Below are 24,730 nucleotides of genomic sequence, written 5' to 3'. Positions count from 1 at the left end.
GATATAGCCATACTTAAATATAACTTGGCTTGAACATAAAAAACCACGCTGTAAGCGTGGCTTTTTATTTACTAAGTAACTAAATTTACTTTAGTGTTTTCTCTACTACTGGGTAATGATCCCATACTTGTTTATCGCTTAGTGAGCGTACTAGTTTCACGTACTCAGCATGAGTCCATGCCAGTGGGGTTGCTGAATTAGTACCTTCGCCTAGTTCATAACCCGCGTTGTTGACACCTACACCATCCCATACTTGCTCAGGCAGCATCATGCCTTCATTAGCAAATTGTTCTAAACCTTTTACGTAACTATTTCTAATATCAGCCTGCTTAGCATCATTCAATGTTTTGGTAGCGTTGGCTGCCGCTATTTCGTAATGGCCACGTTCACCGGTGAAAAATGGCCATACACGACCACGTTGGCCTGGTGTGTTAGCGCCACCTTCTGCGTAATTTGTGCCTGTTACTTCATCTTCGCCGTAACCGTCGTTACCGTAACGGCGATAGCCTGCAAATGTGCCGGTCCCATCTTCAAAACTAAAGCTATATTTTACCTGTAGGTTATCTTCAAGCGTTTCATCGTCGTATTCAGGCAGTGTTTTAACAATACTTTCGTCGGTTGCACCGCGAACGCCATAGCGTACTAGCTCTAAAAAACCACCATCTAATATTTGCTTTTTATTAAACCCTTCACGGCCATTATTGGCGTTAATTTTAGTGTTTGAATTGGCGCCAGTGTCCTGACCAATGCGAATAAAATATTCACCATCGGTACTTTCGCCTTTTAAATTACCCTCTGTAGTAAACATTTGCGATTCTATTTCGCTGTTATATTTTTTAGCCGTTTCCAAATAACGTTTTGCGTTTTTATCGTCACCGCTAAGTGTTGCTATATCGCTTGCTGTTATTAGCCCTGCAACAATTGCGGCAGTAGTAGAAGGAGAATACCCTTCTTGCTCTTCCCAGCGCTCCTGCTGTGTTGCCGGTGGAGTAATCTGCGTGTCGTTCCATAAAATTTTAGCTAGGCCACCATCAACTAAAAAGTCAGCTGCAGGTTTTAACATTTTGCCGTACCAAGTTTTTAGCTCTTCATCGCTAAGTACATTAGCTTGGTGAAGTTTCCAAGCAAGCATAATAGGCATGGCTGTTTGGTCAAGCTGGACACCAACCCATTCAAGTTCGCCATCAACATGTGTTTTTTGTAAAAACCAGCCTGTATCACCATTGTTACCCGGTGTACTGCTGTTAACTTGTACTTTTTCAAGGTATTCGAATGCTGTTTTAGCTGTAGCCGTATCGCCGAGCGCCATAAAAGCCATAGCTACTTGATAAAAATCGCGTACCCATACTGCTTTATAGCCGGTAGAGCCTTCTTTAGCCGATACAGTTTCACCCCATGGGTTTGACAGTGACGCAATAAGCGCACCCGCGTGTGTTTTATCTTCTTGTGCTTTTAATACCATGGCACTGGTGTATAAAAGTTTGCCGTTATCGGCAGTTTGTTCAGTCATTGTATTTAGTGGTTTAAGGCTTTGCAGGTAATCTTGCCAACCTAGCGCGTCGCCTTTACCGTTGTAGTGATCGAGTACGGCTTGGTAACCCTTAGCCAAACTTTGTTCGCCTTGCTGAATACTTTGCTGCTGGGTTTTTCCAAAGCTTAACGCTAAATCAAAAGTGGTGTTGTTACTTATATCACCGAGTTCTGCAAGCATGTTTACATTACCTGAAACTTCACCGGTATTTGTATACTGATTATTAATTGCTTGCGTTGTTTTAAGTGAACTTATTCCATCACTTTCACCTGTAAATCCTACTGTTTTAGCTTTAAAAGGTGAACTTGATTGTAATGTTAAATAGTTATCGCCTTCCCATGCGACGAGTCCTTGTTCTGTTGTTTTAGCAAAGTCACCTAACCCGTTATTGTTAATGTACGGGTTAACGTTAACGTAGGCTTTTAGACCCTCTAATTGAGTATTAAACACACTTCGTACAAATAATGTTTGTGTATCTGGGTCGGTAAATATGTGCTTTTCTAAGCTAAAGCGGCCTTGCTTATCGGTACTTGTTACCTTATAAGCAAGCGAAAGCGGTCTGCCTTGATCATCTTTGTATAAGTAATCAATGCTTACGTCTAAGTCATCAGCCTCGGTTACAGTAAAGTCTTTACCGGTAACAATAAATTGCATGTCTTTTATTTGCGCTTGGTGAATAAGCCCAAACATGGTTTCGGTGATCATTCCTTGAGCAATAGAAAACCATACTTTAGACACATTGCCTGTTGCGGCTGTATCTCTGTACTGGCCTTTTTTATATTCTTCAAACGATGTGCCAATACCTGTTTTGCCTGCATACGCCCAAAATGGCTCTACTCCTGGGGCGCCTGGTGCCGATGTAACTTGTGCTGTAGTACTTTCATTAGTTGTGTTTTGTGCGCCACAAGCTGTTAAACCTAAGGCTAAAAGTGAGGCGGTTATAAGGTTGTATTTTTTCATTGTGTGTCCTTAATTAGAATTTTTAACGCGCATTACGGCTACAGCGGCAACCACAAATGAGGCTGCACCAATTAATAGGGCGTAAATAGGCTGGTTAGAAAATAGATGGCGTAAAATAAGCCCTAAAATGCTAGCTGCAAGTAATTGCGGTATAACAATAAAGAAGTTAAAAATACCCATATAAACGCCCATTTTATTACTTGGTAAGGCGTTACTTAACATGGCATAAGGCAGCGATAAAATAGACGCCCACGCAAACCCTACGCCTATCATAGGTATAAGTAACATTTTAGGGTCTTGTATAAACATAAAGCTTGCAAGGCCTAACGCGCCTAGCAATAAATTAAAACAATGTGCGCCTTTTAAACCCATTTTCTTTACTAAAAACGGAATACACATAGCTGCAATTGCGGCAAAGCCATTGTAGGCTGCAAATAAAATACCCACCCAGTCTGCACCATCGTTAAATGCTTTAGAGGTTGCATCGCTACTGCCATAGTGAAAACTTGTTACCGCGGAAGTTGTATAAATCCACATAGCAAATAAAGTAAACCAGCTAAAAAACTGCACCCAAGCAAGCTGCTTCATGGCCTCTGGCATAGTAAATACATCTTGTACTACTTGATAAAAACCACCTTGGGTTTTATTCGCACTTTTAAGTGCCGCTGCTATCCACTGAACAATACCAAATGCCAATAATCCACCGGCTAATAGGTAAAGCTCTTTTTCAAGGGATAAGCCCATGACTAATGCAAGAGTTGCTAAACCCAATACCACAAAAATAATGGCACCTTTATTAAAGTTAATATCAGCAATAATTGCAGTCGTAGATTTTGCTGTTTGCTGTTCAAATTCAGCAAGTTGTTCTGGGCTATATTCCTTCGTGCGTGCCACAGTCCATAAAACAGCAACTAATAAAACTACTCCACCCCAGTAAAATGAATATTTAACCGACTCGGGAATTTGCCCAGCCGCTGCAGTATTACTGACATCAAACCAGTTGGTCATCATCCATGGTAGCGCCGAGGCTAACACCGCACCAATACCAATAAAAAAGCTTTGTAAACCGTAACCTGTCGCGCGTTGTTTTTCTGGCAGGTTATCGCCAACAAGCGCTCTAAACGGTTCCATTGTCACGTTGATTGAGGCATCCATAATCCACAACATACCAGCAGCAATCCAAAGTGTTGGCGAGTGCGGCATAATAAACAACGAAAGTGTTGTTAACACAGCGCCCACAAAGAAAAACGGACGACGACGGCCAAAGCGCCCCCACGTTTTATCGCTCCAGTAACCTATAATAGGCTGAACAATTAAACCTGTAAGCGGAGCTGCAACCCATAAAATAGGAATATCATCAACTTGTGCGCCTAATGTTTGAAATATTCGGCTTACATTGCCGTTTTGCAGAGCAAAACCAAACTGTATGCCTAAAAAGCCAAAGCACATGTTCCATATTTGCCAAAAACTTAAATTTGGCTTATCGGTATTATTATTTTGATTATTCATTATTAGCCTTATTTGTTAATACTGCGCTGCTAAATGCATCAAGTGTCAGGTTAAATGTGGCGCCTTGTGAGTGTGTTTTAAGTTCCACTTGGTGTTGCTCAAGTAAATCAACAATTAGTGAGCTTCCTCCCAGTTTTGTTACTTGCTCCTGAGATAAATCAACGGAGATACTCTGTGTTTGCTCACTGAAGTTACTTAGTACCAAAATCGTTTGCTGCCCTAGCGTTCGACTAAAGCCAACAATACGATCGCTACCTGTCAGGTTAAGTTTTTGCATATCGCCGCCTACAACAGCAGGTAAGCTATTTAAAGCCATAATTGCTTTATAGTACTCACGCAAAGCAGCTTGTTCGTTAGTGAGTTTTGCGCCATCAAACTTACCGTTATTCATCCATGCTTGATGAGCGGGAACGCCTATGTAATCGAAAATACTGGTGCGAGTAGGCGATCCAAAGCCGGCATTTTCAGATCCATCCTCACCAACATCTTGGCCAAAGTATAATAAGCTTGGTGCTCGACTAATTAAGTTAGAAACCACCATAGCCGGTTTACCCCAAACTGCATTTCCTGCAAAGTCTGGACTAGCGATACGTTGCTCGTCGTGATTTTCTAAAAAGTGCAACATGTGTTGCTCTATGTCTGCAACAGTTTTATGCGCATCAAAAATAGTGTTTGCTGACTGCTTGCTTTGCATAATGGCCTTTAACGTATCGTAAAAGCCCACTTTGTCGTAAAGAAAATCCATTTTTCCTTGATGAATATAGGAGCGATACATTTTTGGGTTGTAAACTTCAGCCAGTAAAAAGGCATCTGGCTTTTGCATTTTTATTGATGAATTCAAAAAACTCCAAAATTCGACAGGTACCATCTCAGCCATATCATACCTAAAGCCATCAACCCCTTTGTCGAGCCAAAACAATGCAATATCTCTAAATTTATACCAGCTATTAGGGAGTTCTTTATCCTGCCAAAACGCATAATGAACACGGTAATCTTTCGTTTCTATGTTTTTTGGTAGTGTTGGAAAGTCGTAACTGCCGTCTGGTTTAACACCGTAATTCACTTTTACGGTTTCGTACCAATCGTTTATGTCAGGTTTTGGCGCTCGTGCACCATTACCGGTCCATTTTGCTGGGTTTTCATCAAAAAAGCCGTCCGCAAGTGGATGAGCATTGCCACCTAGGACTTGGTAATTTACATCTGTAGGTACTTGAAAAGATTTTCCTGGTACATAGTAAAAATTATTATTTTTATCGTACTCTTTGCTGGTGTCATCTTGCTCACCAAAGTCTTTAACACCTTTAGGCTTACCTAGCGATTCATAATTACGTGCCACATGGTTAGGCACTATATCAATAATGACTTTCATGCCATGGCTATGTGTACGTTCAATAAGCTGGGTAAACTCTCCCATGCGGTTTGTTACATTAACAGCTAAATCGGGGTTAACATCGTAGTAATCTTTAATTGCGTACGGTGAGCCTGCGCGACCTTTTATTACATCAGGGTCATCTTTTGAAATGCTGTAGTCGGTATAATCGCCCACTAACGCGTGGTGTAACACACCGGTGTACCAAACGTGCGTGGTACCTAGCTCTTTAATGCCTTTTAGGGCTGCGTCGTTAAAGTCGGCAAATTTACCTACACCGTTTTGCTCTTTCGTGCCCCATGGCACATTAGCTGTCTCGGTATTACCAAACAAACGGGTAAAAACTTGATACACAACTGGCTTGGTAAGCTCATTTTGCGTATGTGCAGGTGTTTGCTGTTGTTCAGGTTTATTATTTTCTGAACACCCTGTAGCAATAAGTGCACTACACAGCACTGCGGGTATATAAACTGATTTTTTCATTGTGTGTCTTTTTTGTCAGTATTGTTAATAACTTTATACTAAAGATTACTGCAGCAACCATACAGTTGCTGCATACGTATTCAGGTCACTATTGTGGCTTATTGATAACTAATACAGTTGCGCTCATAGCTGGTAATTGAACAGTTTTGCCAAGCTTTTGTGTTTTTTGAGTAAATAAATTAAATGCTGTTATGCTGCTAGGCATTACCTCTTGCATATACTCAATATTTTTTTGTAGTGCCTCTGTGTTTTTATTCATAAATACCAACACAGTTTGCTCATCGCCAATACGTGCATAACTATAAACCCCTTGTTGAGGCGTAAAGTGTACAAGTTTACCTTTATCTAGTGCTGAGCTGTTTTTTCTAAAGTTAAGCAGCGTACTGATGGTGTTATGCATCTCTTTTTGCTGTTTTGTTAAGCCCTCTTTGGTAAAGGCGTTACGTGTTTGCCCATCAAACCCTCCAGGAAAGTCAATTCTAATATCGCCATGGTCTTTACTTGGGGTGTTATCTAATAGTACTTCCGTACCGTAATACATTTGCGGTATGCCACGTGTGGTTAAAAACAAGGTCATCGCCATTTTTGTTTTGGCTACATCTTGACCTAGCTCAGTGTAAACACGGCTCATATCATGGTTATCGGCAAACACCATAATGTTATTTGTATCAGGGTATAAAAAGTCATTAGCTAACGATTCATATACTTTAACCCAACCCGTGTTCCAGCTTTCATCTTCATTTAGCGCTTGAATTACCGACTCTTGCAACGAAAAGTCCATCACGCTTGGTAAGCTTGATGTATACCCATCTTGATTATGCTTGCCACGTTGCCAGTAAGAAGCAATAGCAGGGTTAGACGTCCACTCTTCTCCAACAATATTAAAGTCTGGATACTCTTGCATTATGGCTTTTGTCCAATCACTCAAAAATGCTTTATCTGAGTAAGAGTAGGTATCAACGCGTATGCCGCTTAAATCGGCGTATTCTATCCACCAAATCGCATTTTAATTAAGTATTCACTTAACAGTGGTTGGCGCTGATTTAAATCAGGCATGGTTTCGACAAACCAGCCATCGTTAAACTGGCGTTTATCGTACTCACTGGCGTGTGGGTCTTGTATGGTTTGGCGCGCATGGCTGGTGGCATTCTTGCCTTTATTAAACTCACCATTAAAGTTAATCCAATCTTTAGTTGGCTTATCTTTAACCCAAGTATGCTCAGAGCCAAAATGGTTAAGAACCATATCCATTACAAGGCCTATACCCTGCTCTTTTGCTTTTACAGATAACGTTTTGTATAACTGGTTTGAGCCCATTCGTGGGTCAACCTTATAAAAGTCTGTAATTGCATATCCATGATAAGAATAATTAGGCATGTTGTTTTCAAGCACAGGCGTTAGCCAAAGCTGTGTTACGCCTAAGTCATTTAAATAGGGAAGCGCGTTTATAACGCCTTGAATATCACCACCGTGGCGCCCACCTTTTATACTCGGGCTTGCTGCTTCTAACATGCTTGGGACGGTATCGTTTTCTTTATCACCATTAGCAAATCGATCGGGGTTAATTAAATAAAGCGTATCAGCTGATGTAAACCCTTTACGCTGAGCGCTGTTTTTATCTCGTTCAAGAAGTGGAAACTCAAAGTTATTGCTCGTTTCGCTGCTATTAAACTTAAGCGTTCCGGCTTTAGCGGCGTCGGTAATGGTAATATTTAAAAATACATAATTTGGATTATCGGTACGGGTTACTTTATTTAACTTAACGCCGTTGTATTTAGCTAATTTAATTTGCCCGTTTGCAATGTTTTGCTCATGAACCATGATGGTAATCGTGTTTTTGTTCATGCCAACCCACCAATTAGCTGGCTCAACGTCAAGTGCGTAGCTAATGGTTGGTAAAGTACAGGCACTTACAAGTAAAAGCTTTTTTAAAAGTTGCATCATCAGGCCTTTTTAATTTTTGCTAAAAAATCTTTATGAGTGGGTAATTGATCTACCGTTGAGGTAATAAGCGTTTTTAGTGTTGAGAATAAATCGTTTAGTTGTTCACTACTGAGTGAGTCAACGATGTTGTTATAATCCTCGGGAATAAGACCTTGTCCAATACACACCTGCTGCCAAGCCACTTCTGCAAATAGCTCGTCGTTTTCGCGCACTACCTTGCCTGTTTGCCTAAATAAATCAATTTTATGAGCTAGCGATTGAGGTATATCCATTTGCTTACATTGGCGCCAAAATGGCGAGTCTTCTCGTTCGGTTAATTTGTAATGCAAAATAATGAAGTCGCGAATATGTTCTATTTCAGTAACACTTTGCTTATTAAATTCAGTAACAAGCGCATCACTAATGCCATTATGAGGAAATAACTTAATTAAACGTATAACCGCACTTTGAATTAAATGAATACTGGTAGACTCAAGCGGCTCTAAGAACCCACTTGAAAGCCCCACTGCTACCACATTTTTATGCCATTGCTTTAAGCGTCGCCCAGTTTTAAATTTTATTAAGCGAGGATCTGTTGTAGGTTCACCCGGTAAGTTATTAAGTAAAAGTGCAGTCGCGCCCTCGTCAGATAAATATCGACTGCAGTAAACAAGCCCGTTTCCTGTTCTATTTTGCAACGGTATTTGCCACTGCCAGCCTGCGTTATGTGCAATAGAACGCGTATAAGGCCTTAATTCGTCACCTCCTGTTGATTGCACTGCTACGGCGCTATCGCATGGTAAATAATGCGACCAATCAACAAAGCCTGTATTAAGCGTTTGCTCAATTAAAAGTGCACGTTGCCCCGTACAATCTATAAATAAATCCCCCTCTATTTGGCTATTATTATCAAGCGTTAGACTGTTAATTTGGCCTGTATTTGGGCACTGAGTAACACGCTCTATTTTTGCATCGATGTGTTTTACACCGCGTGATAATGCCAGTTTTTTAAGGTACTCAGCATATAAGGTCGCATCAAAATGAAAAGCGTAACTTATCCCAGGTAGCTGTGTATTAGGAATAGCGCTTAGTGGTGCAAACTTGTGCTTTTTAGCTGCTTGGTAATTAAGTGAAAAATCCCATAAAGAATCCTCACTACCACTAATTTGCCCTTTTACCCAAAAGTTATAAAAGTCACAAAACGGAAAGTCTTTACCAAACGAGCCAAACGCATGCATGTAACTATGTGATGGTGTTTTCCAGTTTTCGAACTCAATGCCAAGCTTTATAGAGGCATTAGTAGCATTTATAAAGTCTTGTTCATTAATACCTAACGCATTGTTGAGGTGAATAATAGGCGGAATGGTCGCTTCACCAACGCCAATAGTACCAATACTGCTGGATTCTATAAGGGTGATGTTAATTACTTTACCTAACACTTTATTAAGTAGCGCTGCGGCTATCCAACCAGCGGTCCCACCACCCGCAATAACAACGTTTTTTATTGGTTTCATAGTATTGCCCACTTCTACAAGCCAAAGCTTTGTTAAGTTTGATAAAATTTAGATAAAGTAGCTATAAAAAAGCCCTTGTAAAATAAATTACAAGGGCTTCTACACACAACGTTTATTATAGCTTGTAACTAAAGCCCAATAAGAACGTACGACCATAATCTTGGTAGTCACGTACTTGCAGCGCGTTATCGCCACTTAAAGTGGTAAACGGTTCTTCAGTAATATTTTGTACTTGGAAGGTTACATTTAAGCCATCTAAGCTATCAACACCTGCTTCGCCAAAATCAAAGCCCAATTGTGCATCCCAAATTGTTTCACCTTTAATGTCAACTTGAGTTGCAGCAAGGCCTAATCCATTTACATTACCTTTAAAGTCACTACGTTTACGCATACTTGTACGCGCTTGGAAGCCATTACGCTCGTAGTAAACAGTCAAGCTATCAATTTGGTCAGATAGGCCAACAAGTTCATACTCATTCCCATTTTGATCTTCAACGTCTTGTTCAATTCCCGTATGGCTTGCAATTAAACCAAAGCCATCAAGTGAAGAATGAAATACGTTAAACGGTAGCGCAAGAGAAAGCTCGTAACCCCATAGGTCACCGCCGCCGCCATTTACTTTACCATTACCAGTACCTGAAGAAGTTGCTGGTATTTCACCCGTTGCAGGATTAGCTACGCCAGACATATCGACTGCGTATGTACCATCAAATATCCACTGGTTGATATCTTTATAGAAAACCGCAGCAGAGAAGTAACCTTCTGCATTAAAGTAATTTTCGTAGCTGATATCAAAGCCTGTCGCTTCTTTTGGCTCTAGTTTAGGGTTACCACCTGAAATACTCCAAAAGTTACCATTATCATCTGGTTGTTGCCCGTATGATGCATTGATTGACGCATTCATATCGTTTAATAATGCGCGCGAAATAGTTTTAGCCGCACCAAAACGTAACGTTTGTTCTTCGTCGATTGCAAACGACAAGTTAATGCTTGGTAAAACGTGGCTGTAGTCGTGACTTACGTCTGTTGGTGTAACAACTACGAGACCGTCTACTGTGTTAGCAGCTGAACCTTGTGAAGACTGTTCAGTTTTAACATAGCGAACGCCCACATTACCTGTTACCGGAATTGCTCCAATTTCTGCGTTAATGTCAGCTTGAACAAAGAAGGCAGTTACTTTTTCTTGGACTGTCCACGACTGTGTTTTATGTTTTTGGTCTGTAAGGCTTTCTTGAAGTAAATCATAGTAACCATCGTTTATTAAGGCACGAGTATCGTAGGCAATCATATCGCCCATACCAATGAAGTCTAAGCTAGCTGAACCTAAACGGTACTGCTCTGGAACCGAAACCATACCTGGGTTTGATAGAGAAAAATCTTTAAGTGTTAAAAAATAACCTTCAGATAACTTTGATTTTTCACGGTCACGATAAGACATACCAAATTTAACAGCATTAACGTATTCGTTGTCTAGAATTTTAGTTGCAGCAAGTTTTAACGTGGTTAGTTCATCATTCACTTCTGGCGCATTGATGAAACCATCTTGTGCTGTATTTTGAAATGGTGTGTCAGTTAAACCATATTTGTCATTAAGGGCTTTACTTCCACCCCACGATAACGGGCCACCTAATTGAATTAGGTTATAGTCACTGTAATCTAGTTCATGAGAAAATTGTGCACCTGTATTACCACCATCAAGCATATAACCAATGTTGTCAGCAACACCATTAGCATCACCTCGACCTGTGCCTGAATAACTTTCAATGCTCCATAGCTGACGTTCAACCTCAGAGCGGCTAATATCAAACTCTGTGCTCCAACTGTCGTTAATATCGTATTTTGCATTAAAACCAAACTGCGTTAATTCAGCTTTTCGTTCTTGATGGTCGTTACGAACAACAACACGCTGACCTTCAGTCACAGCACTTGTGATAAATCCAGTTTCAGCATCAACTGTTGTTGAATCTGAGCTAATTGAACCTTGACCCCATGCAAATGGAATTTCGATACCGCGCAAAATTTGTTCATCTGAAAAGTCGATATAAAGCGCATCAAACGTCATATTTAATTTATCAGTCGGTGCAGCTTCTAATACAAGCATTGCTGAGTCACGCTCAAGCGTTGAAGAACGTACGTATGGTTTAGCACCACCTAAAATAGAATATGATTGACCATCTTCAGTAGTAAACTCTGGGTAACCCCATGAGTTCCAACGCTTTTCTTGGTTTGGTGAACTCATTGTGTTTAGAGCAAACGCAACACCAATGGTGTCATCTGCGAATTGGTCAATGTATGAGACCGTACCACGGTAACCTTGATCATCACCGTCTGGATTAAGCTTACCAAAACCAGTTTGCTCAAGTTGACCATTAAACATGATTACACGTTCACCTTTACTTAAAGGTTTAACGGTTTGCATGTCGATAACACCGGCGATGCCTTCAGCTTCGATACTCGCACTTGGTGTTTTATAAACAGTTACGCCGCTCATTATTTCAGATGGGTAAAGGTCGAACTCAACGCCACGGTTATCACCAATTGATACTTGCTCACGGCCATTAAATGTAGTGGCACTTTCGTTTTCGCTAAAGCCACGTACACTCACTCGGCTTGCACGACCGTCTAGGCGCTGTGCTGTTAAGCCAGGTAGACGAGCGATAGACTCAGCAATCGACGAATCAGGTAACTTACCGATATCTTCTGCAGAGATAGACTCAACGACTTCTGGTGAAAAACGTTTAGTGTTGATTGATTCTACAATACTGCCACGAAAACCTTTAACTTCGATAACTTCTACGTCATCATTTTTTAGTTGTTTTTCTTCCGCTGCAGTTGCTGCAAAACTAGTGATGCCAGCAGCAGCTAACGCCAGAGTTAATATACTTGGTTTGAACATAGACATGATGTTTTCCCGTTACCCATATTGTGATACCCGCTCAATTGTTTAGTGATAGTAAACCGAGGCGAGCTTATTTTGTTGTCAGGATGGATATTAACGCTTGGTTTATTTTATTAACAAGTTTATGCATACGTATTCAAGCCTTATAAAACAAACATAAATTAACATAAACTTCACACAAAACTTAGTAACACACTGTTTTAAATGATATTTATTGGTGCAACCAATTTTATCCGAATATTACAACTATGCAAAATAGCCTAATGATTTAAACCTGCTTTAACAGCTTGTAATTATTAAGAAATAAATTAGATCTATGCATTATTGGCTAAATTTAACTAATAAATATCAATGTGAAATTGGTAAGACCATTACATGCAATCACTATTATAGTGCAACCCAGCTAAAATATGCACTTGCGAGGTGCTATGCCGTGTTACTTTTTAATTACATGCAATTGGTAAACAGATTCAATTTAATGGCAACGCTTTTTGAAGTCACTCAAACAGGCTTATTTTTGTGCATACGTATGCAGTCTTTTTACAGTATCTCGGCCTTCACGTATGCTTTTTGCAAATAACGTGATTTACCATAATCACATATAAGAATTTAAAAAACTGTTTTGAATGACGGAGAAAAGCATGGCCCAAAAGCAGTGGTATAAAGGTGCGGTTATTTATCAAGTTTACCCGCGTAGCTTTCAAGATAGCAACAACGACGGTATTGGTGATTTAAGAGGAATAATTAATCGTATTGATTATATTAAGAGCTTAGGTGTTGATGCTATTTGGATTTCGCCATTTTTTAAATCTCCTATGAAAGATTTTGGTTACGATATTAGTGACTACCGTGATATTGACCCTTTATTTGGCAATTTAAACGACTTCGACGAGCTTATTGAACAAGCACACGACCGCGATATTAAAATTATTATCGACCAGGTGTTAAGCCATACGTCAGATCAACATCAATGGTTTTTAGACAGCCGAGAAAACCAAAGTAACGACAAAGCCGACTGGTATGTGTGGGCTGACTCTAAAGAAGACGGCACTGCACCAAATAACTGGTTATCAATTTTTGGCGGCGGTGCATGGCAGTGGGAACCACGTAGAGGGCAATACTACCTTCATAACTTTTTAACTGAACAACCCGATTTAAATTTTCATAACCCAGATGTTAGAAAAGCAGTGCTGGATAACGTTGAGTTTTGGCTTAAAAAAGGCGTTGATGGTTTTAGACTCGATGCCATTAACTTTTGTTATCATGATGCGCAGCTTCGTGATAACCCTGCAAAACCAAAAGAAAAACGCCAAGGCCGTGGTTTCAGTGAAGACAACCCTTACGCATTTCAATACCACTACTACAATAATACCCAACCTGAAAATATTGAGTTTATGCAAGATATTCGTGCGTTACTTAATAAATACCCAGGCACTGTATCACTAGGTGAAATTTCGTCAGAGGACTCTTTAGCCACTATGGCAGAGTACACACAAGGCGGTGATAAGCTGCATATGGGTTATAGCTTTGAGCTTTTGACTAACGATTATTCAAGTGAGTATATAAGAACAACCGTGCAAACCCTTGAAAAAGGAATGACAGAAGGCTGGCCTTGTTGGGCGTTTAGCAATCACGACGTTGAACGTGTAGCAAGCCGTTGGAGTCAAAATGGCGAAGTTAATTCACAGCAATGTAAAATGCTCACCGCCCTACTCGCATCCTTGCGCGGTAGCGTATGTATGTACCAGGGTGAAGAATTAGGCCTAGGGGAAGCAAACGTAGCCTTTGAGGATTTGCAAGACCCGTATGGAATAACCTTTTGGCCAAACTTTAAAGGCCGTGATGGCTGTAGAACGCCGATGCCATGGGATAATGCCGATTTACACCATGCAGGCTTTAGTGACACTAAGCCATGGCTGCCTGTAGACGAGCAGCATAAGCAGCAATCAGTAAAACAGCAAACACATGATCATGGTTCTATTTTAAATGCTTATCGTGAATTTATGGCGTGGCGAAAAACAAAAACCGTGCTACTTGAAGGCGATATTGAATTTATTAACACACATGAGCCTGTACTTGCTTTTTACAGAACGTTCGAAAATGAAAAAATGTTGTGTGTTTTTAATTTAAGTGGCACTGAAGCATCGCTATCAATGCCAACTGAGGTATTAACAGAGTTTAGTGAGCTTAGCCACCACAAAGGCCATGTAGCGAACGAGGAATTACTATTAGCGCCGTTTGCATGCTATTACGCAAAATGCTAATTGATACTAACCGCTAATTAGTTACAAAAAAGCCCATGTAATAACATGGGCTTTTTTTGTAGGTAAATTTAATGGTTATGGGTTTTGCTATTGAGGTAATCGGTAAATGCAAACAACACTCCAGACATCACAAAAGTAACGTGGATTATTACTTTCCATAGAAGCTCGTCGTTTGAATGCGCCTCTGAATTTATAAACACTTTTAATAGTTCAACAGCCGATATTGCAACGATTGCGCTGATAAGCTTCATTTTTAGCCCTGAAAACCCCACTTTACCCATCCAAGATGGCTTATCTTCATGATTATCTATACCTAGTTTAGACACAAAGTTTTCGTATCCACTAAATATAATAATCAATAATAAGCCTGCAAGTAACGCTGTATCAACCAGCGTCAATATGCCTACTAGTAAATCTTGGTTTGATGCGGTAAAAGTAGCGATCCCCATTAAATAAAGTTGTTTAAAAAACTTTATTAATAACAAAATTACAGCAAACAAAAGGCCAACAAAAAAAGGCGCTAACAACCAACGTCCTTTAAAAATAAACGACTCCAATGCATGCTCTACTTTATTGGTTGATTGAATGTTTTTTTTGGGTGTAACGGGAGTGTTAGGTGTCATTTATTATTCTATGAATTAAAAAAAGGCGACAGTAACGTATTAATTAAGGTTATACAAATAATTATAAAAAAACGGCTCATAAATAAACTTATCTTTACGATAAATATATTTCGTTATCTTTTATTTAAAATTCGATTAAATTCAGCATACCAACAGAAGCGTTCTGCTTGGACATGTTTGTTTAATAGCGACAATCACCGCTATAAAACCATTTTTTAGGAATAAACGAATGAAAAAAGCATTACTTGCATCACTTACAGCGTCACTATTTGCAGTATATGCAACATACTCAGTAGCAGACAACACACCAGTAGCATCAGCACAAATGGTAAAAGAGTACACTGAGATGTGCGTTAACTGGGCCAAAGACGACGATGTAATGAATGAAGACCTTTACGCGTATGTTTTAAATTGCGTAAATGATGAGCTTGAATCAGAAGGCTATCAAAAAGTAACTTCTGTAAAAATCTAACCCTGACTCAAAGGTATGCTTTAAGCCTGCTTTTAAGGCTAGCTATGCTTAGCTAATTGAACAGCCAAAAAGCCGTTGCGAGCACAATTACCAAGCATAAAAAAACCGGAATAGACACATGCTGTGCATTCCGGTTTTTTGTAACTATAAGGTGTTAAAAACGCGCTTTAGTTACTTTTCATCTTTTTTTGCTTTTGCTTTAGGTTTTGCTTTAGCAGGGGCTTTTTTAGCAGCAGCTTTCTTTTTAGGTGCTGCTTTTTTCTTGGCTTCTTCTACCCACTCACCTGCTTCATAATGAGCAGTCCAACCAGTTGCTTTGCCGTCTATCTCAGTCATAACGTACTGCGCTTTGTTTTTACGACTATAGCGCACAACAGCAAGATTACCATCTGGATCTTGAGCTGGTGCGTCCGCTAAATAGTAGAATTTAGGGGATATACGATCTCTAAATCGTTTTAACTCTTCAACCTTAGGAGCTCGAGTTTCACGCGATTTAGGGAATGTATTTGCAGCTAAAAATATACCTGCAGCACCATCTCGTAATACAAAATAGGCTTCTGATTTTTCACATTCTAATTCAGGAATATGAACTGGATCTTCTTTAGGCGGAGCAGCTTCACCATTTTTTAGTAACTTACGTGTATTTTTACACTCTTCGTTATTACAGCCAAAGTACTTACCAAAACGTCCAGACTTAAGTTCCATGTCTGAGCCGCATTTATCACACTCAATAATTGGACCGTCGTAGCCTTTAATCTTAAACGTGCCTTGCTCAACAATATGCCCTTTACACGCTGGGTTGTTACCACATACATGTAACTTGCGGGTCTCATCGATTAAATACGAATCCATCGCTGTTTCACAAACGGGACAGCGCTTCATTTGCATTAATTTTTCTGTTTCTTCGTCTTCAACATCAGCGGCAACCGCTTCATCGCCCGACACTAAATTCATAGTAGTAGTACAACGTTCTTTAGGCGGTAAGTTATAACCTGTACACCCTAAGAAAACACCCGTTGATGCCGTGCGAATACCCATTTTACGGCTACAGGTAGGACACTCTATATCAGTTTCAACCATTTCATTAAGACGCATGCCACCTTGTTCTGGTTCGTCTTTTGCAATGGTTAATTGGGTTGAAAAATCAGCGTAAAACTTATCAAGTACTTGCGTCCATACACGCTCACCTTCTGCTATATCATCTAAACGACCTTCCATTTTTGCTGTGAAATCAAAGTTCATTAAATCGGTAAAGTTTTCAACCAGACGATCGGTTACAATTTCACCCATTTTTTCAGCAAAGAAACGACGATTTTCTACCCGCACATAGCCACGATCTTGAATTGTAGAAATGATAGAAGCATAAGTAGATGGACGACCTATTCCTCGTTTTTCTAACTCTTTTACTAAACTTGCCTCACTAAAACGCGCTGGTGGCTTAGTGAAGTGCTGTTTAGGATCAAGTTCAACAAGTGTCAGTGTTTCGCCCACTGCAACAGCTGGGAGTGATTGATCTTCTTCGTTCTTCTTACGAACAGCTGGTTGCACTTTGGTCCAACCATCAAAACGAAGCACACGCCCTTTTGCCTTAAGCTGAAAATCGTTAGCCGCAACAGTTAAGGTTGTTAAATCGTACTCTGCAGGTACCATTTGGCACGCTACAAATTGACGCCATATCAATTCGTAAAGCTTTTTAGCATCGGCATCTACACCTTCAAGGTGTCCAGACAGCACAGTAACGCTAGAAGGACGAATCGCTTCGTGTGCCTCCTGTGCATTACCTTTAGAGCTGTAGTTAATTGGTTCTTTTGGCAGATATTTTGAGCCAAACTGCTCTGTAACGTATTCACGACACATCTCAACAGCATCTTTCGATAAGTTTGTTGAATCAGTACGCATATAAGTAATATAACCACCTTCGTACAATCGCTGCGCTAGCATCATGGTCTTTTTAACACCATAACCTAAACGTGTACTGGCAGCTTGCTGCATTGTTGATGTGATTAAAGGTGCACTTGGGCGACTTTTACTCGGTTTTTCTTCAACATTAACAACTTTATATTCTGCACTCTCAAGGCTTTTTACCGCCTCTTTGATCTGTGCTTCATTTACAGGTTTAAATGGCTTGTCTGCTTGTTTAGTGACTTCTAAACGCAGGTCAGACTCGCTATTTTTAACATCTGCATGAATATCCCAGAACTCTTCTGGAATAAACGCTTTTATTTCACGCTCACGCTCTACGAGTAATCGTACTGCAACTGACTGTACTCGCCCTGCAGATAAACCACGCGCTACTTTTGCCCATAGAAGCGGCGATACCATAAAGCCCACAACACGGTCTAAAAAGCGACGAGTTTGCTGAGCAAATACCATGTCAGTATTTAGCTCACCCGGTGTTTCAAACGCTTGCTGAATGGCATTTTTAGTAATTTCGTTAAAAACAACGCGTTTGTATTTTTCTGGTTCGCCACCGATGATTTCTTGAAGGTGCCAAGCAATTGCTTCCCCTTCTCTATCCAAATCCGTTGCGAGGTATATTTGGTCTGCTTTTTCGGCCAGCTTTTGTAATTCTTGAACAACCTTTTCTTTACCCGGTAGGATTTCGTAATGAGGCTGCCAGCCTTTTTCAGGATCAATCCCCATACGTGCAACCAAGTTTGTGTAATCTCGTTGCTGTTTATAAGCTGCTTTCTCATCCGGTGGCATTTTACGCACTTCTGCTGGCGTTTTAGTTGCCGGCACTTTTGCTTTGCTCGAACCTGAGGTAGGTAAGTCTCGTACATGTCCAATACTGGACTTTACGATAAAGTCATTACCTAAGTATTTATTAATTGTTTTAGCCTTAGCAGGTGACTCTACAATTACTAGCGATTTGCCCATAGTTGCCTATTTCTAACCAAATATTGAAAATGTGTTTACCGCATTAGCGGTGCGAATATTTATAGGTATATCTACAAACACTAGTTGTTACAAGCTTTTAATACAAACTTTTCAGTATTTACTGAATAAACGAACAATTTTTGTTGCTAATTTAGACAAACTGGTGTTTTTAGAATAATTGCTGTGGAATATATAGAACACAAAGAAAAATGCCAACCTAAAGGTTGGCATTTTTTACGATAACTTAAACATCATCGAAAATTGTGATGCCTGTCGAGACCGTTTTACTGGCCCCTAGTTGGTTTTCAAATTCAAAAGTAATACTTAAAACCCCACTTGTTTGGTCGTTACCATCAGTCTCTCGTGAAATTAATACATCTGAGTACATCGGTTTATCTGTGTTGGTATTAGGTATTGTTTCACTGTGACTAATAATTGACAGATCGCCATTGCTCGTTGTTAAAGACACTACCGTGTTTGCAGGTAATGGATTACCAAATTCATCTGTGTAGTGAATACGAACAGCCATTGATGTTAAACCAATGTCCACGGTAAGTGTTTCAGGGTCTGTTTCATCAGGGTCATTAGGATCGAAATCTGGGTTAGCGATTTCAACATTGTTGACAGAAAGGTCTATTGCAGCAACATCACAACGTTCAGTTACATCGGACTCTTCTAACTCTACAAAAGTTCTGTTACCAGATACTGAGCTTGAACAATCCGCAGGAACAAATACTTCAAATGGTGCTGGTAATGCATCCGTTTTAACCACAGAGAAACGCACATATGGTTCATCGCCTGACATAACTAGCTCTATGTTTTTACGAACCTCAACCAACTCTCGTGAACATTCGCCTGCAGCATTTGCAGCTTCGCTACATAATAAACCATTGTATAGGCCGTCAGCCGCATCGTAGATACCGTCGTTGTCTAAGTCACGCCACGTTTCGTTATGGCCACCACGTGAGTTTAACTCTGAACACGCATCTGATACAGGGTCGTAATCATCGCCGCGTGCATCACTACAATCCGCTTTATCAAAGCTGTTATTTTCGTTGTGATCAATAAAGGCTTCAGGTAAATCGTAGCTAGCGTAGTACTCGCCAATATCAAATAAACCATTCGTACGCTTTATATCATCAGTTGATTGCTCATCAACAAAATTCTCTTGACCTTTAGTAACTGCAAGCACACTTACGCGCCCGCCCATTACTACGCCATTTTCGTCATTTTTAGCGCGGGTAATACCATTAATACACGGTGCAGCTGCGCCAAAGTAAGGGTCACAGTTAATTTGGCCTGTTTTAGGATTGATACCCTCAGTTGTAGACGCATTACCGTCGATATCGCCTATTCTGTTGCCCCATTTGTAATCTTCAAATGGGCGGTCACCTTGAGAGCGCCATGTAACAACACAGGTTGCATCGGTTGTTTTACATGTTTCTTCGTTGCTTGAAGAACCAACCACACCGGCTTCTGAAAGCACTGTGGCTTCAACACCGTCACCGTTGTAATTATTAAACTGGTCACCAAAAAATACAGTTAAATCGGTTATGATACCGTTGTAGTAAAGCGAGTTAGTGTTAAATGTTGTTGGGCTTAAATCAAAGCTGTTTTGGTCAGTTACACCCGAGGCAAGTGTAAGCTGAGCAGAAACAGAACTAATTTGCTCAGAAAGTGGGATCAGGTTTAATGTACCCTCTGGGCAAATTTCATTGCTAGGATCAGTTTGGCACAATTGGAAGTCATCAACCCAACACGTTAAATCATCACCCTCTGGAAGTGCTTTAACATCGTCTTTAGACACATAACACGCTTTCACAACTAAAGGCCCAGGCACAATACCTGACGTTACTGTCGTTTGTACCAAACCTTCGTTATCTGTGTTGCCACTGGTAAGCGTTAAATTTGCAGCGCCTACCGAATCTGTTAGTTTAAAGTCTATTCGTTGCTGAGAAGACGCTATATTGTCAGCATCTAAAAGTTTAAAAGTAACGATTGATTGAGTTGGAAGGCCACCTTCGCCTGGTGGAAGCGCAATAAATGTTTCGCTTACATCCACAAATTGAATAGACTGTACTGCAGAACTTTCCACGGGTATAACCGTTGATTCAGTAAAGTTTTGTCCGCCTGTTTCAACAGTAATAGTTACATCATCGTCAATGTTACACCCTGTTGCTCTGTAAGTTGCTGTTGCAATACCATTTGACGATTTTACGCTGTCATCAATGACTGACTCACCAGCAATCGCACAGGTAGAGCTAAATTCAACGTCAGTAGCCGTTAAGTATAAATTACCATCTTCGTCTGTAAGCGTTACTTCAATTACAGTACTACCACCTGCTTTAAGTGGTATTACACTACCGTCATCATTGGTGTTCAAGCCGTTATCAACGCTAAGCGTTAAATTTGCAATACCCACTGCAAAGTTTAAAGATGCACTTTCATCGAGAGCCGTTGCTGTAACGGTTCCTGCGCCACCAGTATTGCCCGGTTGCAGCTTCAATAATGCAATACCAAAGTTATCAGTTAAAGCAGTGCCCGATGAAGGTAAAATTGTACCTAAATTAGTTTCAATATTTACGAGTGCGTTTTTACTGCCTTCGCCACTTTGTTCATTAGTGACTTCTACAAATAGCTCACCCAATTCAGAAGATGAAATACTGTTGGTCACAGTACAACCAGATGCTGCAGATAAAGGGTCTAATTTAACATTGCTTCGGTTATCATCCCAATCAGCATTACAGCCTGTTAGTAGTTTAATAGATACCGAAAATTGCGCTTCATCTTGCGCTGCACCATCACCCGATGAGTAAAAGACAGCCGTGTTGCTAACGCTCGTACCACTTGCTGGAGCGTAACTTGCTACAACTTGGCCAGCACCCGTTGCAACACCACTGCCCAATGTGACGCGAGCTTCGCCTGAATCATCAGTAATTGCCGTGCCAAGCTCTGGCGTTATAACGCCCGTAAAATTGGTATTAAAAGAAATGAGTTTATCCGCAACAGCAACACCATCTGATTTAAGTGTAGCAACAACAACACCAACGTTATCCGCAGTTACAGGGTTAGCACTGTTAAATTTATCACCATTTTGGTCAACAATTTGGACTTCTAAAGTTGTTGAGCCACTCACACCCGTGTCGTCACCTTGGCCACCTGTTGATTGAAATGCAAACGTGGCTGTATACGTTTCATCATCGCCATTGTAGGTGGCAGTAACTTCACCAGCGCCTGCCTCAGAGCCTGCACTTAACTCGATTGTTGCTATGCCATCGTTTTGTGTCAGGGCTGAATCAGGGTTTAAAACCCCTATATCGTCAGCCAACGTAAAGGTAATGCGTTTACCAGCAACAACAGCGCCATCATTGTCTTTTAGGGTTGCACGTAAATCTAATGCCGCAGTATTCGTCACGCTATTTGATTTAGTTGCGTCTGCTTGAGAGTACCCTTGTAGCGTTAACGTGTAAGTTGTTGTATCTGTGTCCGTATCAGTGTCACCAACTGTACCGCTTTTTTCAATTGATCCACCGCCACCACAGGCTGTGAGTAATAAACTGAGCAATAAAATGCCGAGTAGTCGCATTAAAGGCATGAACCTCTCCCTAGCGTTGTTATTATTAACAATATGTTGTTTACCTCATATTAACCTATAACTTAGTCTAAAATCACAGTTTTTTATTACTTTTTTGTACAAAAATATTTCGTGTAAATACTAATTTTTTCTGTAGTAAATAATTTCTTACTGGTAGTCTATGGCAAATTTATAAAAAGTAGATTCGGTGTATGTCAAAAATCGGTACGTTAAGTTTAACTACTCGCATCATGATTGGTATGGTGCTTGGTGTTACAGTTGGTTTTATATTTCAAGCAATCTTAGCTGGTCAAGACGATTATCTAATCCCTCTTGGATTATTCTCTTTGCCAATTAAAGCCTTTTTTGTTGACGGCATTTTTCATGTGGGTGGGCAAATTTTTATTGCCAGCCTAAAAATGCTCGTTGTTCCTCTTGTTTTTGTGTCCTTGGTATGTGGTACCTGCAGCTTAAGTGACCCTAAAAAATTAGGCCGATTAGGTGGAAAATCGATTGGCTTGTATTTGATTACAACTGCAATCGCTATAACGGTTGCTATGACTCTTGCCTTATTATTTAACCCAGGTGAAGGCATTGGCTTGCCATCTCAAGCAAGTTACGATGCGAAGGAAGCTCCGACCCTCGCTCGTGTTATTATTGATATGTTTCCAACCAACCCGTTTGAAGCAATGGCAAAAGGCAACATGTTACAAGTGATTGTATTTGCATTACTATTTGGTATTGCTATGGCTTTAAGTGGCTCAGCAGGTAAACGTGTTGCAGCCGTTTTTGAAGATTTAAACACCGTTATCTTAAAGTTAGTAACGTTACTAATGAACATTGCCCCTTACGGTGTGTTCTTTTTAATGGCCAAACTATTTACTACGATTGAACTTAATTTGATTGTAAGCTTAGCTAAATACTTTGGTGTTGTTGTATTAGCGCTATTGTTTCATGCCTTTGTAAACTACACCTTATTATTAAAGCTCTTAACCGGCTTAAACCCTGCCACTTTCTTAGCAAAAATGAAACACACGTGTTTATTTGCCTTTAGTACATCAAGCTCTAGTGCAACCATGCCAATAACACTTGAAACTGCAACTAAAAAGTTAGGTGCTAGTAATTCTGTCGCATCATTTACTATTCCGCTCGGTGCGACTATTAACATGGACGGCACTGCAATCATGCAAGGTGTTGCTACGGTATTTATTGCACAGGTTTTTGCAGTTGATTTAACGGTATCGGATTACTTAATGGTAATATTAACAGCTACGCTTGCGTCTGTAGGAACGGCGGGTGTACCGGGCGTTGGTTTAATTATGCTAGCAATGGTGCTTAACCAAGTTGGTTTACCGGTAGAAGGAATCGCCATAATTATTGGTGTAGACAGACTATTAGATATGACTCGTACTGCTGTAAATGTTACAGGCGACTGTATGGTTACTTGCGCGGTTGCTAAAAGCGAAGGTGAGTTAGATGAAGCTATATTTAACGACCCTAACGCTGCAAAAGATTTAGAGGATTACCATAAGTCGATTGACTAATGGCCATGCAGTTTTAAAGCTAAACTAAAAAAACCCTGATAGTTATCAGGGTTTTTTATGCGTAACACTTTATGCCGTACTTAAGGATTTAGTGATTTAAACTTAGACAGCAAGTTTATGCCTATTTTATTAACGCCACTACTTAATCCAAGCGCAAATTTATCGCTTAGTCCTTTTTTTACTTTGTATTTTATTTTGTATATTTGACGTTCGCTTTGCTGTTCAAGTAATGCATCGTCGCTTGTTTTAATTACGTCAACTAATCCTTTTTCTATTGCTTGCGTTGCAAACCAATGTTCACCCGTTGCAACTTGGTCTATATTTAAACTTGGGCGCTGTGAACTGACAAACGTTTTAAATAAATCATGAGTTTGTTCAATTTCATCTCTAAATTTTTCACGCGCTTTGTCTGTGTTTTCACCAAACAAGGTCAAGGTTCGTTTAAATTCTCCTGCGGTAATTTGTTCAAACTCAACATCATTCTTTTTCAAGATTTTATTAAAATTTGGAATTTGTGCTATCACACCAATTGAGCCAACTATTGCGAAAGGCGCTGCCAATATTTCATCAGCTACACAAGCCATCATGTAACCACCACTCGCTGCTACCTTATCGATTGACACACTCAGTGGTATACCTGCCGATTTAATGCGTTGCAATTGCGATGCAGCAAGCCCATAGCCATGGACTACCCCACCACCACTTTCTAAGCGAATGAGGACTTTATCTTTTTTAGGGTCTGCAATTGAAATAATTGCCGTAATTTCTTCTCTTAAACTTTCAACTTCATGTGCATCCATGCTGCCAATAAAATCAACAACATAAAGGCGAGGTTTTGAGCCTTCTTTATCTGACTTTTTGTCGAGCGCTTTTCGCTCTTTATCGTGCGCTTTAAGTTCTTTTTTACTTAATGTATTTTGTAAAAAAATCCTCTTTAAGCTCACTCAACTGAGCCGACACATCATCAATTTGTATTTCACCCTTTTTTTGCTTTTGGCTTCACAGCAGCGCCAACAAGCATCATTAAAATAACTCCTATCGCAATAACAAAGGTAACTGTTTTGGCGAAAAACAAACCGTACTCGTATAAAAATTCCAACTGGTTTCTCCGATTTTAAATTTACGCTAATTTATCATGCTTTTAAGCAAAAAAAAGCCACTTTAAAGTGGCTTTGTACTAGATAT

Annotated in this window: 11 protein-coding genes and 2 pseudogenes; 3 read left to right on the top strand and 10 right to left on the bottom strand. The window is 40.1% G+C overall.

The features are described 5' to 3' along the window. Positions 1–85 precede the first annotated feature (85 nt). From P20480_RS04805 to P20480_RS04825, 6 genes and pseudogenes are all read right to left on the bottom strand, one after another. Positions 86–2,491, bottom strand: coding sequence for a glycoside hydrolase family 15 protein (locus tag P20480_RS04805; protein ID WP_008131561.1), 2,406 nt, complete (start codon positions 2,489–2,491; stop codon positions 86–88). 9 nt (positions 2,492–2,500) lie between these two features. Beyond that, entirely contained in the window at positions 2,501–4,000 is a 1,500-nt protein-coding gene (locus P20480_RS04810) for an MFS transporter (protein ID WP_008131559.1), read from the bottom strand. Then, positions 3,993–5,852 (bottom strand): alpha-amylase family glycosyl hydrolase, encoded by a 1,860-nt coding sequence (locus tag P20480_RS04815; RefSeq protein WP_008131557.1) that lies wholly within the window; start codon positions 5,850–5,852, stop codon positions 3,993–3,995. The genes P20480_RS04810 and P20480_RS04815 overlap by 8 nt, the downstream gene beginning before the upstream one ends. An 88-nt stretch (positions 5,853–5,940) precedes the next feature. Beyond that, a pseudogene (locus tag P20480_RS18560) lies at positions 5,941–7,796 on the bottom strand (glycoside hydrolase family 13 protein). Continuing rightward, the gene (locus tag P20480_RS04820) at positions 7,796–9,289 is read right to left on the bottom strand and encodes a tryptophan halogenase family protein (RefSeq protein ID WP_008131549.1); all 1,494 of its coding nucleotides are present in this window, start codon (positions 9,287–9,289) and stop codon (positions 7,796–7,798) included. The pseudogene P20480_RS18560 and the gene P20480_RS04820 overlap by 1 nt, the downstream one beginning before the upstream one ends. A 115-nt stretch (positions 9,290–9,404) precedes the next feature. Beyond that, positions 9,405–12,191 carry a TonB-dependent receptor gene (locus P20480_RS04825; RefSeq protein WP_008131547.1) on the bottom strand — a complete coding sequence of 929 codons (2,787 nt, stop codon included), beginning with the start codon at positions 12,189–12,191 and terminating at the stop codon, positions 9,405–9,407. A gap of 638 nt (positions 12,192–12,829) precedes the next feature. Between P20480_RS04825 and P20480_RS04830 the strand changes: the two genes are divergently transcribed. Beyond that, on the top strand, positions 12,830–14,452 hold the full coding sequence (locus P20480_RS04830) for an alpha-glucosidase family protein (protein ID WP_008131545.1): 1,623 nt from the start codon (positions 12,830–12,832) through the stop codon (positions 14,450–14,452). Between the two features lie 68 nt (positions 14,453–14,520). On the opposite strand, the gene P20480_RS04835 is transcribed toward P20480_RS04830, so the two are convergent. After that, positions 14,521–15,075 (bottom strand): TIGR00645 family protein, encoded by a 555-nt coding sequence (locus P20480_RS04835; protein ID WP_008131543.1) that lies wholly within the window; start codon positions 15,073–15,075, stop codon positions 14,521–14,523. 229 nt (positions 15,076–15,304) lie between these two features. Between P20480_RS04835 and P20480_RS04840 the strand changes: the two genes are divergently transcribed. Then, positions 15,305–15,547 (top strand): hypothetical protein, encoded by a 243-nt coding sequence (locus P20480_RS04840; RefSeq protein ID WP_008131541.1) that lies wholly within the window; start codon positions 15,305–15,307, stop codon positions 15,545–15,547. 171 nt (positions 15,548–15,718) lie between these two features. Here the strand turns inward: P20480_RS04840 and topA are convergent, their stop codons facing one another. Both topA and P20480_RS04850 read right to left on the bottom strand, forming a co-directional pair. Further along, positions 15,719–18,427 (bottom strand): type I DNA topoisomerase, encoded by a 2,709-nt coding sequence (gene topA, locus P20480_RS04845; protein ID WP_008131540.1) that lies wholly within the window; start codon positions 18,425–18,427, stop codon positions 15,719–15,721. Between the two features lie 244 nt (positions 18,428–18,671). After that, entirely contained in the window at positions 18,672–22,022 is a 3,351-nt protein-coding gene (locus P20480_RS04850) for an autotransporter outer membrane beta-barrel domain-containing protein (protein WP_008131537.1), read from the bottom strand. Between the two features lie 191 nt (positions 22,023–22,213). Between P20480_RS04850 and P20480_RS04855 the strand changes: the two genes are divergently transcribed. Continuing rightward, positions 22,214–23,545 (top strand): dicarboxylate/amino acid:cation symporter, encoded by a 1,332-nt coding sequence (locus P20480_RS04855; RefSeq protein ID WP_008131535.1) that lies wholly within the window; start codon positions 22,214–22,216, stop codon positions 23,543–23,545. 80 nt (positions 23,546–23,625) lie between these two features. Here the strand turns inward: P20480_RS04855 and sohB are convergent. After that, positions 23,626–24,644, bottom strand: a pseudogene (gene sohB, locus P20480_RS04860) (protease SohB). Positions 24,645–24,730: the final 86 nt, after the last annotated feature.

Origin of the sequence: Pseudoalteromonas sp. BSi20480 (assembly GCF_000241365.1) — a bacterium.
Lineage (GTDB): Bacteria > Pseudomonadota > Gammaproteobacteria > Enterobacterales > Alteromonadaceae > Pseudoalteromonas > Pseudoalteromonas marina.
Note: the sequence above shows the minus strand (reverse complement) of the source record. Positions and strands in the feature narration are given on the sequence as shown.

What these genes read in the sequence shown, in the direction of transcription:
- P20480_RS04855 (WP_008131535.1), top strand. Translation starts at nt 22,214, where the DNA reads ATGTCAAAAATCGGTACGTTAAGTTTAACTACTCGCATCATGATTGGT.
- P20480_RS04830 (WP_008131545.1), top strand. Translation starts at nt 12,830, where the DNA reads ATGGCCCAAAAGCAGTGGTATAAAGGTGCGGTTATTTATCAAGTTTAC.
- P20480_RS04840 (WP_008131541.1), top strand. Translation starts at nt 15,305, where the DNA reads ATGAAAAAAGCATTACTTGCATCACTTACAGCGTCACTATTTGCAGTA.
- P20480_RS04815 (WP_008131557.1), bottom strand. Translation starts at nt 5,852, where the DNA reads ATGAAAAAATCAGTTTATATACCCGCAGTGCTGTGTAGTGCACTTATT.
- topA (WP_008131540.1), bottom strand. Translation starts at nt 18,427, where the DNA reads ATGGGCAAATCGCTAGTAATTGTAGAGTCACCTGCTAAGGCTAAAACA.
- P20480_RS04850 (WP_008131537.1), bottom strand. Translation starts at nt 22,022, where the DNA reads ATGCCTTTAATGCGACTACTCGGCATTTTATTGCTCAGTTTATTACTC.
- P20480_RS04835 (WP_008131543.1), bottom strand. Translation starts at nt 15,075, where the DNA reads ATGACACCTAACACTCCCGTTACACCCAAAAAAAACATTCAATCAACC.
- P20480_RS04820 (WP_008131549.1), bottom strand. Translation starts at nt 9,289, where the DNA reads ATGAAACCAATAAAAAACGTTGTTATTGCGGGTGGTGGGACCGCTGGT.
- P20480_RS04805 (WP_008131561.1), bottom strand. Translation starts at nt 2,491, where the DNA reads ATGAAAAAATACAACCTTATAACCGCCTCACTTTTAGCCTTAGGTTTA.
- P20480_RS04825 (WP_008131547.1), bottom strand. Translation starts at nt 12,191, where the DNA reads ATGTCTATGTTCAAACCAAGTATATTAACTCTGGCGTTAGCTGCTGCT.
- P20480_RS04810 (WP_008131559.1), bottom strand. Translation starts at nt 4,000, where the DNA reads ATGAATAATCAAAATAATAATACCGATAAGCCAAATTTAAGTTTTTGG.